17 protein-coding genes are annotated in these 13,788 nt (G+C 71.7%); 11 read left to right on the top strand and 6 right to left on the bottom strand.

The window, feature by feature from the left end:
• Window positions 1-10: 10 nt before the first annotated feature.
• Complete coding sequence (locus HZ992_RS17935; protein ID WP_209383181.1) at window positions 11-1,018, top strand: NAD-dependent epimerase/dehydratase family protein; 1,008 nt, start codon at window positions 11-13, stop codon at window positions 1,016-1,018.
• Between the two features lie 19 nt (window positions 1,019-1,037).
• On the opposite strand, the gene HZ992_RS17930 is transcribed toward HZ992_RS17935, so the two are convergent.
• Window positions 1,038-2,264, bottom strand: coding sequence for a saccharopine dehydrogenase family protein (locus HZ992_RS17930; RefSeq protein ID WP_209383180.1), 1,227 nt, complete (start codon window positions 2,262-2,264; stop codon window positions 1,038-1,040).
• Between the two features lie 42 nt (window positions 2,265-2,306).
• Complete coding sequence (locus tag HZ992_RS17925; RefSeq protein ID WP_209383179.1) at window positions 2,307-2,762, bottom strand: HAD domain-containing protein; 456 nt, start codon at window positions 2,760-2,762, stop codon at window positions 2,307-2,309.
• A gap of 82 nt (window positions 2,763-2,844) precedes the next feature.
• Here HZ992_RS17925 and HZ992_RS17920 point away from each other — a divergent pair, with 82 nt between their 5' ends.
• Window positions 2,845-3,156, top strand: a complete 312-nt coding sequence (locus tag HZ992_RS17920) for an ATPase with chaperone activity (protein WP_209383178.1) — start codon at window positions 2,845-2,847, stop codon at window positions 3,154-3,156.
• Between the two features lie 72 nt (window positions 3,157-3,228).
• The gene (locus HZ992_RS17915) at window positions 3,229-3,747 is read left to right on the top strand and encodes an H-NS histone family protein (RefSeq protein WP_209383177.1); all 519 of its coding nucleotides are present in this window, start codon (window positions 3,229-3,231) and stop codon (window positions 3,745-3,747) included.
• 18 nt (window positions 3,748-3,765) lie between these two features.
• On the opposite strand, the gene HZ992_RS17910 is transcribed toward HZ992_RS17915, so the two are convergent.
• Entirely contained in the window at window positions 3,766-5,829 is a 2,064-nt protein-coding gene (locus HZ992_RS17910) for an ATP-dependent helicase (RefSeq protein ID WP_209383176.1), read from the bottom strand.
• Window positions 5,830-5,909: 80 nt separating this feature from the next.
• Here HZ992_RS17910 and HZ992_RS17905 point away from each other — a divergent pair, with 80 nt between their 5' ends.
• The 8 genes from HZ992_RS17905 (at window position 5,910) to HZ992_RS17875 (ending at window position 11,290) form a co-directional block, all read left to right on the top strand.
• Window positions 5,910-6,254, top strand: a complete 345-nt coding sequence (locus HZ992_RS17905; RefSeq protein WP_245213096.1) for a translation initiation factor Sui1 — start codon at window positions 5,910-5,912, stop codon at window positions 6,252-6,254.
• Between the two features lie 21 nt (window positions 6,255-6,275).
• Window positions 6,276-7,187 (top strand): aldo/keto reductase, encoded by a 912-nt coding sequence (locus HZ992_RS17900; RefSeq protein ID WP_209383174.1) that lies wholly within the window; start codon window positions 6,276-6,278, stop codon window positions 7,185-7,187.
• A gap of 24 nt (window positions 7,188-7,211) precedes the next feature.
• Window positions 7,212-7,865: a DUF6064 family protein gene (locus HZ992_RS17895; protein ID WP_209383173.1), complete on the top strand. Its 654-nt coding sequence runs from the start codon at window positions 7,212-7,214 to the stop codon at window positions 7,863-7,865.
• Between the two features lie 48 nt (window positions 7,866-7,913).
• Window positions 7,914-8,657, top strand: a complete 744-nt coding sequence (locus HZ992_RS17890; RefSeq protein WP_209383172.1) for a hypothetical protein — start codon at window positions 7,914-7,916, stop codon at window positions 8,655-8,657.
• 122 nt (window positions 8,658-8,779) lie between these two features.
• Entirely contained in the window at window positions 8,780-9,523 is a 744-nt protein-coding gene (locus HZ992_RS17885; protein ID WP_209383171.1) for a hypothetical protein, read from the top strand.
• A gap of 7 nt (window positions 9,524-9,530) precedes the next feature.
• Window positions 9,531-10,004 (top strand): cupin domain-containing protein, encoded by a 474-nt coding sequence (locus HZ992_RS17880; protein WP_209383170.1) that lies wholly within the window; start codon window positions 9,531-9,533, stop codon window positions 10,002-10,004.
• Between the two features lie 55 nt (window positions 10,005-10,059).
• Window positions 10,060-10,590 (top strand): hypothetical protein, encoded by a 531-nt coding sequence (locus tag HZ992_RS25835; protein ID WP_245213095.1) that lies wholly within the window; start codon window positions 10,060-10,062, stop codon window positions 10,588-10,590.
• Window positions 10,565-11,290, top strand: coding sequence for a GNAT family N-acetyltransferase (locus tag HZ992_RS17875; RefSeq protein WP_245213094.1), 726 nt, complete (start codon window positions 10,565-10,567; stop codon window positions 11,288-11,290). The genes HZ992_RS25835 and HZ992_RS17875 overlap by 26 nt, the downstream gene beginning before the upstream one ends.
• Before the next feature lie 3 nt (window positions 11,291-11,293).
• Here HZ992_RS17875 and HZ992_RS17870 read toward each other — a convergent pair whose 3' ends face one another.
• The 3 genes from HZ992_RS17870 to HZ992_RS17860 are packed head-to-tail and all read right to left on the bottom strand — an operon-like array spanning window position 11,294 to window position 13,720.
• Window positions 11,294-11,956, bottom strand: a complete 663-nt coding sequence (locus HZ992_RS17870; protein ID WP_209383168.1) for a hypothetical protein — start codon at window positions 11,954-11,956, stop codon at window positions 11,294-11,296.
• Complete coding sequence (locus tag HZ992_RS17865; protein WP_209383167.1) at window positions 11,953-12,912, bottom strand: MlaD family protein; 960 nt, start codon at window positions 12,910-12,912, stop codon at window positions 11,953-11,955. Before HZ992_RS17865 ends, HZ992_RS17870 begins: the two co-directional genes overlap by 4 nt.
• A 4-nt stretch (window positions 12,913-12,916) precedes the next feature.
• Window positions 12,917-13,720: an MlaE family ABC transporter permease gene (locus HZ992_RS17860; RefSeq protein WP_209383166.1), complete on the bottom strand. Its 804-nt coding sequence runs from the start codon at window positions 13,718-13,720 to the stop codon at window positions 12,917-12,919.
• Window positions 13,721-13,788 lie beyond the last annotated feature (68 nt).

Below are 13,788 nucleotides of genomic sequence, written 5' to 3'. Positions count from 1 at the left end.
GGATGCGATCATGCTGGCCCGTTCACTCGACGAGCCGACCATGGCCCTCGTGTTCCTCACCGGCGGCAGCGGCTTTGTCGGCGGCCACCTGCTGCGCGAACTGCGCGAAGCCGGGCACGAGGTGCGCGCGATGTCGCGGCGCGCCGAGTCCGATGTGCCGCTGGCCGCACTCGGCGCCACGCCGGTGCGTGCCGACCTGTCCGACGAGGCCGCGCTCACGCGGGCGCTGGCCGGCTGCGAGGCCGTCTTCCACGCGGCTGCCGACACCAGCCTGTGGAGGCCGCAGGCCGCCACGCAGACCGCCACCAACGTGCAGGGCACCGAGAACCTGCTTCGCGCGGCGCAGGCGGCGGGCGTCGGCGCCTTCGTGCACACCTCGTCGGTGTCGGCGTTCTCGCACCTCGTCACCGGCGTGCTCGACGAGACGGTGGTGCAGCGCGGCGGCGAGAGCTGGATCAACTACGAGCGCAGCAAGTACCTCGGCGAGCATGCGGTGCGCGGCAGCAGCCTGCCGTGGATCGTCTTCAACCCGGCGCACGTGCTCGGGCCGGGCGACCGGCACAGCTGGGCGCGGCTGATCCGTCTGATCGACCAGGAGAAGCTGCCAGGCATCCCGCCGGGCAGCGGCGACTTCGCCGACGTGCGCGAGATCGCCCGCGCGCAAGTGCGGGCCTGGCAGCGCCGGCGCTTCGGCCAGGCCTATGTGCTGGGCGGCCAGCGCGAGAGCTACGTCGACTTCGTGCACCGCGTCGGCACGGCGCTCGGCCGGCGCACGCCGCGCGGCGCCACGCCGGCCTGGGCGCTGATGACGGTGGCGCGGCTGGCCGATGCGTGGTCGCGCATCAGCGGGCGCGAGCCGAACGTGACCCCCGAAGCCGCCACGCTGACCAGCCAGCCTCGCCGCGTCGATTCGTCGAAGGCGCGGCGCGAACTCGACTACCGCGAGACGCCGCTCGATGCGCTGCTCGCCGACACGCTGGCCTGGATGCGCTCCGAAGGCGTCATCGGCCGGCGATGAACGGGCTGGCGCGAGCGCCTCAGGCCGCGTCGTCGATCGCGAAGCTCAGCCCGGCGCGCTCCTGCAGCCGGCGCACCAGCGCCATGCCCATCGCGGCGCCGGGTGTCCAGACGCCGCCGGCGGCCATGCCGCGGTCCACGTCCTGCAGCAGGCACAGCGCGGCTTCGGAGATCAGCTTGGAGGTGGAGCCGTAGCCGGGGTCGCGGTCGCCCTCGACCACGGCGCGCAGCGTGCGGCCGTCGTCGGTCTCGCCGCTGAACACCAGCTCGTAGCGGCCGGTCTCGCGCTCGTGCTGGCTCGGCCCCTCGCCCGGCTTGGGCAGCACATAGCGACTGAGCAGCGCGCGTGCCGGCGCGAAGCCGAGCGCGGCGTTCTGCAGCATCGTGTTCAGCGCCAGCCGGCGCGCGCGGCGCTGGCCGGCCGGGCCGCGGCCCGCCAGCAAACGCTCGTCGTAGACGAAGTCGCGGCCGTAGGGGTGCTCGCGCAGCGCGTTGGTGCGGTGCACGTTCTTCGTGTTGATGGTCGCCATCACGAAGGGCGCCGTCCACGCCTGCGCCGCCTCGTCGTAGCGGGCGCCGGCGTCGTCGGGCTGGGCCGGCCCTCGGAAGCCGGGCGTCAGCGCGAACGGGTCGGCCAGCAGGCGCTCGAGCGAAGGCTCGCGGCGCGTCTGCTCCAGCGTGGCGAGCAGGCTGGCCAGCGTGCCGCCGGAGAAGCTGCCCTTCATCACGCGCACCCGGCCGCGCACGCGCTGCAGTGGCTTGCCGAAACGCTGCATCGCCTCGTGCTGCAGGAACAGCACGCCGAGGTCGAAGGGGATCGAGTCGAAGCCGCACGAGAACACGATGCGCGCACCGCTCTTGCGCGCTGGGGCGTCCAGGCGCGGGATCATCTGCGCCATCCACAGCGGCTCGCCGCACAGGTCCACATAGTCGGTGCCTGCCTTGGCGCAGGCTTCGACCAGCGCCGTGCCGTGCAACTGGTAGGGCCCGACGGTGGTGATGACCACCCGGGCCTGCCGCACCAGCGCCGTCAGCGAGGCCGGGTGCGAGGCGTCGGCCACCAGCAGCGGCAACGCCGCATCGGCGCCGATGCGCTCGCGCACCTGCACCAGCTTGTCGAGGCTGCGACCGGCCATCGCCCAGGCCAGCTCGCCGCCGACGCCGTGGGTGGCGTTCAGGTATTCGGCGACCAGCTGCCCGGTGAAGCCGGTGGCGCCGAAGACGATCAGGTCGAGCGTGGTCTTCACGGATGCATCGTCGCACAGGCGACGCGGATCAGCGCACGATATTCAGCCCGCGGCCAGCCACTCGCGGATCTGCGCCTGCACGCGGGGTTCCGACAGCCCGGTGCGCGGGTCGCACAGGATCAGCTCGGGCGGCGGCGGGTCGCCGAAGGCCACCGGCGAGTCGTCGAGGATGCGGTAGGACGACACCGTCGGGTGCCGCGTCAGCCAGGCCTGGATGCAGGCGTAGCGCTCGCCCAGCGGCGTGCAGCCGAGGTAGCGATTGCCCAGGTCGCCGAGCAGGTCGCCGATCTCCTGCTCGGAATGCGCGAAGCGCCAGTTGGAATGCACCACCACGTAGACGTCGTCGTGGCCGGCGAGCAGCCCCGGCAGGATGTCGAACCAGCAGAACACGTCCAGGCGCACGCCGCCGGTCATGCCGCCGCGCTGCGCCGCGCGCGCCTCGTCGTCCACGCCGCACGGGTGGGTGACGCCGCCAAAGTCGAGAAAGATCACGCGCATGGTCGCCGGGCCTTGGAAGTCACGCTACCGTATGCAGCTCGCGCCGCACTGTCATTGTGCTGTCGCAAACCGCCCCCGATCGATGAACGACGACTCGCAGATCCTCATTCCCGACTCCTTCGTCGCGCTGTACCTGAACCCCGGCCGCAGCAAGCCGACCGTGCCGCGCGACGAGCTGGCCGCGCGCTACGAGCTGTGCGAGGATCTGTCGCAGGCGATGGTGGAGCATGCCCGCGCGATGCTGTTCGGCCAGGGCATCAGCGAGGACGAGGTGCTGTCGCGCTGCCACCGGGGGCTGGTCGGCGACGGCTCGGTCGTCACCGCGCACGAGGCGCGCTGGGTCGTCCGCCGGCTGGCCGAGCTGCTCGAATGGGAATGCCCGGAACTCGGCTGAGTCGCTGGCGAGGGACAATGTGCGCTGCCACGCCGTTGGGTGGCGTGGCCCCGTGACTCTCCGAGGAACCGCATGAAGACCTACCAGGCCGTCAGAGCCGAGATCGCCAAGCTCGAAAAGCAAGCCGAGGACCTGCGCCGCCAGGAACTCAAGTCCGTCATCGCGCAGGTGCGCCAGGTCATCGCCGACTACGGCCTGACCGCGGCCGATCTGGGGCTGGGCGGCTCGCGCACGCGTGCGGTCGCCACCGGGCGCAAGCGCGCCGCGCCGGCGGGTCGCCGTGCGTCGGCTGGCGTCGCCAAGTACCGCGACCCGAAGACGGGCCAGACCTGGACGGGCCACGGCCGGCCGCCGGCCTGGATCGTGTCGGCCAAGGACCGCAATGCCTTCTTGATCGGCGACGCCGCCGCACCGGCGAAGGCCGCGAAGAAGTCCAAGGCCAAGCCGGCACGGGCTGCGAAGGCGGTGAAGGCTGCCAAGCCCGCCGCCAAGCCGAGCGCGAAGACCCGGTCCGCGGCTCGCGCGAAGAAGGCGCGGGCCGCCGCGAAGAGCGGGGCGGTGGAGATCGAGTCGGGCGTCGCCGCGCAATAAGCTCAGCAAGCGCATCGTTCAGAAGGCGCGCCGCACGCGCGCCATCAGGTCGATCGCCGGCAGCGGCGCGATGGCCGTTTCCTCGGCCGGCGCAGCCGCCGGGCCGACCGCATCGAAGTGCCGCGCCACGTCCGGCGGGATGAATCGCGTCAACGATCCGTACAGGTGGCGGTCGCCGTACTTCGACTGCTGCGTGACGTGGAACTTCTGCGGCACCAGCAGCGCGAGGTGCTGCTTCGCGCGTGTCATCGCCACGTAGAGCAGGCGGCGCTCCTCCTCGATCTCGGCGGCGTGGCCGGTGGCCAGGTCCGCCGGCATGCAGCCGTCGACGACGTTGAGCACGTGCACCGAGCTCCACTCCTGGCCCTTGGCGGAGTGCATGGTCGACAGGATCAGGTAGTCCTCGTCGCGGTGCGGTTCGCCGGATTCGTCGCTGGTCGCCTCGGGCGGGTCGAGCGTCAGCTCGGCGAGGAAACGTTCGCGGCTCGGGTACTGCGCAGCGATGCGTTCGAGCTGGGCCAGGTCGCCGCGGCGGATCGCCGCGTCCTCGTGCAGCCGCTCGAGATGCGGCTCGTACCAGCGCAGCGCCAGGCTCAGCGCGCCGGGCCAGCCGGCCGTCCGCATCGCCTCGTGAGCAGCCAGCCATTCGCGCCAGTCGTGCGCCGCCGCCGCCGGTGGCTTGAAGGAGTGCATCGCCTGCACGGCGTCGCCTTCGGCGGCCATCGCGTCGAGCAGGCGCCGCGCCGACGCCGGGCCGAGGCCGGGCACCAGCTGCGCGATGCGAAAGCCTGCCAGCCGCCCGCGCGGGTTCTGCACCCAGCGCAGCACCGACAGCAGGTCCTTCACGTGCGCGGCCTCGAGGAACTTGAGCCCGCCGTACTTGACGAAGGGGATGCCGCGGCGCGTCAGCTCGAGCTCGAGCGCCGCGCTGTGGTGGCCGGTGCGGAACAGCACCGCCTGGCCCTTCAGCGGCAGGCCGCCTTCGCGGTGCAGCAGCACCTCCTCGGCCACCCAGCGCGCCTGCGCCATCTCGTCGGCCACGGTGACGAGCTGCGGCTTCGCGCCACCACGTTCACCGTGCAGGTCCTTCGTGAAGCGCTCGGCGGCCAGCGCGATGACGGCGTTCGAGGCGTCGAGGATGGGCTGCGTCGATCGGTAGTTGCGCGTCAGCGCGAGCACGCGCGCCGGCGGCTCGAACTGCGCCGGGAAGTCGAGGATGTTGCGCACTTCGGCGGCGCGGAACGAGTAGATCGACTGCGCGTCGTCGCCCACCACCGTCAGGCCGCGGCCGTCGGGCTTGAGGCCGCGCAGGATGGCGGCCTGCAGGCGGTTGGTGTCCTGGTACTCGTCGACCAGCACGTGCTCGAAACGCGCGCCGATCGCCGCGGCGATGGCCGGCTCCTCCATCATCTGCTGCCAGTACAGCAGCAGGTCGTCGTAGTCGAGCACCTGCTGCTGCTGCTTGGCATCGACGTAGGCGCCGAACAGCCGCTTCAGCTCCGCCTCCCAGCCCTGGCACCAGGGGAACAGGTCGCGCACCACTTCGTCCACCGTCATGCGGCTGTTCACCACGCGCGAGTAGATCGCCAGGCACGTGCCCTTGAGCGGGAAGCGCTTGCCGGTGGTGGCGAGCTCGAGCTCCTGGCGCACCCAGCCCATCTGGTCCTCGGCGTCGCCGCGGTCGTGGATCGTGAACTGCGCCGACAGGCCGATGGCACCGGCGTGCTCGCGCAGCAGCCGCGCACCGATGGCGTGGAAGGTGCCCGACCAGGGCAGGGCGGGTGCCTGCTGGGTGGCGCGAAAGCCCAGTGCGGCATGCAGCAGGCGGCCTGCTCGGCGCTCCATCTCGTGCGCGGCGCGGCGCGAGAAGGTCAGCAGCAACAGCCGGTTCGGGTCGGCACCATCGAGCACGAGGCGGGCCACGCGCGCGGCCAGCGTCATGGTCTTGCCGGTGCCGGCGCCGGCGATCACCAGCAGCGGGCCGGCCGGGGTGCCGGCCTGGCCGTGCTCGACCGCTGCGCGCTGCTCTTCGTTGAGCGAGGCGAACGGATCGGCAGGCGAGGCGAGGGCGATGGAAAGCATGGCGCGTTGGGTGCATGGCTACTGTATACGCATACAGATCCGCTGGGCTCCGCCGGGCCTGCGTGGAACAATCCGCGGCCATGGCTCTTGTCTACTCCACCGACGCCGGGCGCATGTGCCCGACTTGCCGCCAGCCGCAGGCGGCCTGCCGCTGCGGCAAGACCGCCGCGAGCACGGCCAGTGCCGACGGCATCGTGCGCGTCAGCCGCGAAAGCAAGGGCCGCGGCGGCAAGACGGTGACGCTGGTGCGCGGGCTGGCGCTCGACGAGGCCGGCCTCTCTGCGCTGGGCAAGCGGCTGCGCAGCGCCTGCGGGGCGGGCGGTGCGGTGAAGGACGGCGTGCTGGAGATCCAGGGCGACCACCGCGAGCGCGTCGCGACGCTGCTCGCCGAGGCCGGCCACCGCGTCAAGCTGGCCGGCGGCTGATCCCCTCGATTCGGCATCGCCATGCTCCTGCAACGCCGCCAGCTGATCGCCGCCTTGGCCAGTGTCTGGCCGGGCCTGAGCCTGCGCGCGCAAACGTCCTCTGGGCCGCTGCTCTCGCGCGCCATTCCGTCCAGCGGCGAGTCGATTCCGCTGGTCGGCCTGGGCAGCTGGATCACCTTCAACGTCGGCAACGACCCGGTGGCACGCGAGGCCAGCACCGAGGTCATGCGCGCCTTCTTCGACGGCGGCGGACGGCTGATCGATTCGTCGCCGATGTACGGTTCGTCGCAGCCGGTCATCGGCCAGGGCCTGGCGAAGCTGGGCCGCGCCGCACCGGTGTTCGCCGCCGACAAGGTGTGGGTCGGCTCCGGCGCCAGAGGCGCGGAGCAGATCGAGGCTTCGCGCCGCTTCTGGGGCGTGCCGCGCTTCGACCTGCTGCAGGTGCACAACCTGCTCGCGTGGGAGGAGCACCTGCCCACGCTGTTCGCGATGAAGGCGGCGGGCCGCCTGCGCTACGTGGGAATCACCACCTCCGAAGGCCGCCGCCATGCCGAGATCGAGAAGGTGATGCGCAGCCAGCCGGTCGACTTCGTGCAGATCTCCTACAACCTGCTCGACCGTGACGTCGAACAGCGCATCCTGCCGCTGGCCCGGGAGCGCGGCATCGGGGTCATCGTCAACCGCCCGTTCCGCGAAGGGGCGCTGCTGCGCGAGCTGCAACGCCACCGCCTGCCGCCCTGGGCGGCCGAGCTCGGCTGCGACGGCTGGGCGCAGTTCGCGCTGAAGTTCATCGTCTCGCACCCGGCCGTGACCTGTGCGATCCCGGCCACGAGCAGCGTGGCCCACGTGCGCCAGAACCTCGGCGCGGCGCGTGGCGTGCTGCCCGACGCGGCGATGCGCGCGCGCATGGCCGCGCACGTGGCCGCGCTTTAGCCCGACGGGCCGGAGGGCCGCCGGATGAGCGAGTGGTGGACCTACCGGCTGTCGGACTTCCTGCTCTTTTCGCCGCGCACCTGGTTTCGCCTGATCGAGCTCTACAACGCCTGGCTGTGGCCCGCGCAGCCGCTGGTTCTGGGGCTGGGCCTCGGCCTGCTCGTCGCGATGTGGCGCGGCCTGCCCTGGGCCCCTCGGGCCAGCTGCGTGGCGCTGGCGATCGCCTGGGCCTGGGTGGCCTGGGCCTTCCATCTGCAGCGCTATGCGGCCATCAACTGGGCCGCGACGTGGTTCGCCGCGGCCTTCGCCGTGCAATCCGTGCTGATGCTCGCACTGGCCTGGCGCCTCGCCCCGGGGCCGGCGCGGCGCTCGCCGACCGGATTCGCCCTGCTGGTCGGTGCCGTGACGCTGATGCCGCTGCTCGGCGTGGCCTGCGGCCGGCCCTGGCAGGAGGCCGAGGTGTTCGGCCTGACGCCCGATGCCACGGTGCTGGGCACGCTGGGCGTTCTGCTGCTGCTCGGCGACACGCCGCGGCCTTTCGGCGCAGGGGTCTGGCTGGTGCCGCTGATCTGGTGTGGTGTCGGTGGCGCGACGCTGTTGGCGATGGGCCTGCCCCAGTCGGTTCTGCTGCCATTGGCGGGCCTCGTCGCGGCAATGACGCGTTTGGCACGCGACTAATAAATGTGCATAATAGCCATTTATATCGCTCCATTTTCCGGAGATGCCATGCCCGCCGACTTCGAAACCTCGACCCTGTGGCGTGTCAGCTGCTTCGATCGGCTGCACGAGCAGTCAGTGATGGGCGGGCTGCATGGCTCAGAGCAGCAGACGCTGCTGTCCAGCACGCTGCAGGCCGAGCTGTTCGAACTGGAGCGCCGCCGCGAAGCGTCGGATGCGCTCGAAGTCATCGCAGCCTGCCTGCGCTTGCAGGAGCCGGCGCTGATCTACGTGCGTTGCCACGACTTCGTGTGGCCGGTGACGGTGTTTCCCGCGCAGATGCTCTATCACGCGCCGCGCGCGCTGGTCGAAGCGTCGGAGAAGGGCCTGGCCGGTGCCTCCGTCATCAGCGTCGAGCCTGCGGTGCTGCGCCCGCCCGGCCACCCGATGCGCGACCGCGTGGCAGCCGATGCCTCCTACTGGCCGCTCGGCCCGGCCTTGTGGAGCCTGGCGCTGAACGGGCCACGCAGCCGTCTGCTGGCAGAGATCGGCGGCACTGCCGCGTACCGTGCGATGCGCAGCCCGCGCACCGATAACCTGCCGCTACCCGGCGCGATCGCTCCTGCGGCCGACCGGCTGCGGCGTGAGGCGGCATCGCTCAAGCAGATCGCCGACTGGCCGGGCATGAGCGCGGAGCGCGGTGCGCGCTTGCTCAACGCGCTGTACCTGTGCTCGAACCTGATGGTCACGCGAAGCCATTCTTCGGCGCGATCCGAGCCGCGGCGAAGCCTGTTCGGGCTGCTGTCGCGCTGATCGTCCGGGACGCGCGAAGGGGGATCCGCCAGGGCCAGCCCGGGCGGCGAGGCAGAATCTTCAGAACGAACTAAGCGCCGGGGTGCAGACTCACTTCGGTCGTTTGCTGCCAGGTCGCTGCCATGAACCCCGAATTCGAGCCTTCCACCCTGTGGCGCATCAGCGCCTTCGACCGCCTGCGCGAACAGGCGGCGCAGGGCGAACTGCGCGGTCTGGAACGGCAGACGGTGCTCTCGACCACGCTGCAGGCCGAGCTCACGGCGCTGGAGCGCAAGCAGGAGGCAGGCGACGCGCTGGAGGTCATCGCCGCCTGCGTTCGCCTGCAGGAGCCGGCCCTGGTGTACCTCGCCTTCGAGGACCTGGTCTGGCCGGTGACGCTGTTCCCAGCGCAGATGCTCTACCACTCGCCGCGCACGCTGCTCGAAGCCAGCGAGACCGGCTTGGCGACCCTGGCCACGCTCAGCGTGGAGCCGGCCGGCGTGCGCCCGCCCGGCCACCCGATGCGCGAACGCATTGCCTCGGACGCCACCTACCGGCCGCTCGCGCCGGCACTCTGGCGGCTGGCCCTGCATGGCCCGCGCAGCCGCTTGCTCGGCGAGATCGCGGGCACCGCGGCCTACCGCGTGCTGCGTCACCCGCGCGTCGACAACCTGCCGCTGCCTGGCGCGCTGGGCCCATCGGCCGACCGCCTGCGTCGCGAGGCCGCTTCGCTGCGCAGCCTGAGCGACTGGCCGGGCATGAGCGTCGAGCGCGGCGCACGCCTGCTCAATGCGCTGTACCTCACCGCCAACCTGATGGTCACGCGCAGCCACCCGGCGGCTCGACCGGAGCCCGCGCAGAGCCTGTTCGGGCGCAAGCCACGCTGAGCAGGGCATGAGCACCGCCCCTCCCCACAGCGCCGACTGGAAACACGATGGTGTGCGCGTCGTGCCCGGCGACAAGCTCGACGCCAACACCGCGCAGACGCCGGGCATGGACCGCAAGGCGGCCATCAACTTCGCGCGCGTCGGCGCGCAGAAGCTGTGGGCCGGCACGGTGCACATCCACGCGAACGCGAAGACCGGCGCGCACCACCACGGACCGCTGGAAAGCGTGATCTACATCGTCAAGGGCCGCGCGCGCATGCGCTGGGGCGAGAAGCTCGAGTTCACCGCCGAGGCCGGCCCAGGCGACTTCATCTACGTGCCGCCTTTCGTGCCGCACCAGGAGATCAACGCCAGCCCGACCGAGACGCTCGAGTGCGTGCTGGTGCGCAGCGACGGCGAGGCGGTGGCGGTGAACCTCGACATCGAGCCGGCCGAACCGCCCGAGAACGTGGCCTGGGTCGACCCCGCGCATCCGGCCTGAAACGCGCGCCCGGCGCGCTTGTGCCCGATCAAGCCGCGGCGTGTCGCGGCGGTCCATGCTTGCCGGCATGCACACCTTCCTTTCCCGCGCTGCCGCTCTCGTCACGGTGCTCGTTGCCGGCCTCGCCGCGCTGCCGGCCCAGGCCGAATCGCGTGGCGAACTGCTGTATTCGACGCACTGCATCGCCTGTCACACCACGCAGATGCACTGGCGCGACCAGCGCCTGGCCACCGACTGGGCGAGCCTGAAGGCACTCGTGCGCCGCTGGCAGAGCGTGGCGCAACTTGGCTGGAACGACGACGACATCGTCGAGGTGGCGCGCCACCTGAACGAGCGCATCTACCGCTTTCCGCAGACCTCCGACCCAGTGACGTCGATGCCGTCACCGGGACGTCACGTGCCGTTCACGGCCGCGTCACGGCCGGCCACGAGCATGCAGGGCAGTCACGGAGAAACCGATGCGGGAACTGCCCCTGCCCACCTTGCCCCTGTCCGACCTGCTGGCGCCCGCGGCGCACCGGAGGTCGCTTCATCCCAGCTCTCAATCACCCCGTCTCGAGGTGGCTTGGGCTCGCGACGAGGCTGATGTCCGCGCGGCGCAGCGCCTGCGCCATGCCGTCTTCGTCGATGAAATGGGTGCCCGACTGACCTTGCCCGTCGGTGCCCCGGCCGGGCACGACGTCGACATGTTCGACCCGTTCTGCGAGCACCTGCTGGTGCGCGCGCCTGCCGGCGCGGACGGCGAACCCGGCCCGGTGATCGGCACCTACCGCGTGCTCACGCCGGCGGCGGCCCGCCGCGTCGGCGGCCTGTACAGCGACACCGAATTCGACCTGACCCGCCTGCGCCCGCTGCGCGCGCGCATGGTCGAGCTGGGGCGCTCCTGCGTGCACCCGGACTGGCGCGCTGGTGGCGTGATCCTGGCGTTGTGGGGCGCGCTCGGCGAGTTCATGCAGCGCAATGGCCTGGAGACGATGATCGGCTGCGCCAGCGTGGGCATGCGCGACGGCGGCCATGTCGCGGCGAGCCTGTGGCAGCAGTTGCGCCAGACGCACCTCGCGCCGATCGAGTGGCAGGTGCGCCCGCGCCTGGCCCTGCCGGTGGAAGATCTGCGCAGCGATCTCGTCGTCGAGCCCCCGGCGTTGATCAAGGGCTACCTGCGCTGCGGCGCGCAGCTGCTCGGGCCGCCGGCCTGGGACCCCGACTTCAACACGGCCGACCTGCCGCTGATGATGCGGCTGGCGGAACTGCCGGCGCGCTACCGGCGGCACTTTCTCGCGGCGTGAGGCCTATCGCTTCTCGGTGACGAGCGCGATGCGGCGGCGCAGCCGCTGAGCTTCGTCGTTCGCGCCGGCGCGCTCGGCCAACTGGGCCTGCACTTCCAGCCAGGCGAGCAGCGGCCGCCGCCAGCCCTGCGCGGACGCGGTGTCGGCGGCCAGTGCGATGGTGGCCGGGTCGGCCTGCCCGGCGCGGAACAGCAGGGCGGCGGCGATCAGGCGCGACAGCGGGTCTTCGACGGACTGCAACGAGGGCGCGGTGCCCTTGCTCGCGATCGCCGAGGCGGGGGCGCGCTGTGCCGGTGGCAGCAGTTCGATCGCGCCGGGTGCCAGCGCACGGCCGGCCAGGTGATCTGCATAAGCCTGCTCCGCGGCAGGCGCGTCGGCGCGCAGGCGCTCGAAGCCCGCGCAGGGCGCGAAATCCAGGCTCGCCACCTGCGCCGCGCAGCGCATCAGCTCACCGCGCGCCACCAGTCCGGGCTGGCCGGTGCGGGCGAGCAGGGCGCGCGCCCGCTCGAACTCGCGCTGCGCGACGCCGCTGTCACCTTGCAGCTGGGCCGACACCGCGCCCTCCAGCGCCGGCTTGGCCTGCAGCTGCCAGTCGGGCGGCAGCGGGGCGCTCGAGCAGGCGGCGAGCAGCGCCGCGGTGGCGAGCATCACGAGGCGCGCGCTCATTTGAGCTTGATCTCCGTGTCGCGCGCGAACGGCCACTTGCGATTCACCTCGTCGACCAGCGACTCGACCTTGCGCACCGTGGTGTCGACCTCGCGGCGCAGCGCGTCCAGGTCGGTGGTGGCGCCGCGCACGTTGCCGGCCACCGCCTGCGCCTCGGCGAGCACGCCGTCGACCTTCTTCAGCGTCTCGCGCGCGTCACCGAGCAGCGCATTGAGCTGGGCCACCGTGGCGCGGCCCTCGTTGACCAGGCCTTTCGGCCCGAGCACCTGCGTGTCGGCCTTGGCGGCCATGCCGTCGATGCGCGCGAGCAGGCTGTTGACGCGGTCCAGCGACGTGCTGATCTTCTTCGCGTCGGGCTCGCTGAGCAGCAGGCCGGAGGCGCCGCGCGGCCCGGTGGCGCGCTCGGTGATCGTGCGCACGTTGCCCAGGCTGGCGGCCAGTGCGGAGTCGGACGCGGTGAGCTGCGTCAGGTTCTGGATCAAGGCCCGCGCATCCGACACCAGCCGCGGCAGCTCGGCGGTGGCATCTCCGATGAGCACCTTGCGCTCGGCGCCGTCGGCCAGCGGCGGATCGCTCAGCACGCCGGAGTAGGCCTTCAGGCTGGCGCTGCCGACCAGGCTTCGCGCCAGCGTGAAGACGCTGCTCTCGCGCAGCCAGTGGGCGTCGTTGCGCGGCACGTCGATGAGGATGCGCGCGCTGCCGTCGGGCGCCAGCTCGATGCGGCGCACGCGGCCGATCGGAAAGCCGGAGAAGGTGATGTCCATGCCCACACGCACGCCCTCCGAATCGTCGGCCACCAGCACCAGGCGCTGCGTGGCCTCGAAGCTGCCGCGTGCGTACATCAGGTAGAGCACGGTGGCGGCCACCAGCGCGACGAACAGCGCCAGCAGCAAGGCGGCCTTCAGTTCCAGGTTGTTGGCCGGCGCGGGGCGCGGGGGACGGTTGTCGTCGTTCATGCGGTCAGTAGTAGTTGCCCACCAGCGAGGCGGCCTCGATGATCACGATGACGAGGAACATGCGCACCAGCCCCTGCAGTTCGGCGCTGGTGTTGGCGCGGCGGCGCGCCACGGTGTCGAGCACCGAGGCGATCGGCATCAGCGACACCGCCAGGCCGAGCGACAGGATCTTCAGCAGGAAGATGATCGACACGGCGGGGCTGAACACATGGCCCACGGTGTGGGTGTACGCGTCGAAGCCCGCCATCGTGAATCCGTACACCGAGAGGTAGGCCACGACGAGCGTGACGACGCTGTTCACCGCCGCGAGCATCAGTGCGCAGAAGGATCCCGCCACGACGCGTGGCAGCACCTCCTGGCGCAGCGGGTCGATGCCCTGAGCGGCCAGCGCATCCCAGCCGCCACCGCTGCGCAGCGTGGCGATCTCGGCCGACAGCGGCATCGTGCAGCGCAGCGCAGCGAACAGCGCGGCGGCCAGCGGGATCAGCTCGAGCACCAGCACCCGCACGACCATCTCCAGCGCGTACTGTGACAGCCCGTAGCTCACCGCCGTGACCAGCACGATGCGGATGACGACGATGCTGATCAGCAGGCTCAGCAGCGTGAACCAGGCCAGCGACTGCGTGGTGCCCAGGTAGAGGTGGCGCGCCATGGCGCGGCGGTTCTCCGGCGCGTAGCTGGCCGGCGACAGCGCCAGCACCGTCAGCAGCGCGGCCAGGTGGATGGTGCGCCACCAGCCCATCAGCCACTGGCCGGCGTTGCGGGCCAGTTCGGCAGCGGCGCCCTGCGGCGAGGTCAACGGCGACATGCGGCGATGATAGGCGGGCGACGCCGGCGCACTGCTGGTATGTTCGCGCTCCGTCCTTGACAACGATC

The sequence above is a fragment of the Rhizobacter sp. AJA081-3 genome (genome assembly GCF_017795745.1).
Taxonomy (GTDB): domain Bacteria; phylum Pseudomonadota; class Gammaproteobacteria; order Burkholderiales; family Burkholderiaceae_C; genus Piscinibacter.
The sequence above is the reverse complement of the archived record's forward strand: the minus strand, read 5'-3'. Positions and strand labels throughout refer to the sequence as shown.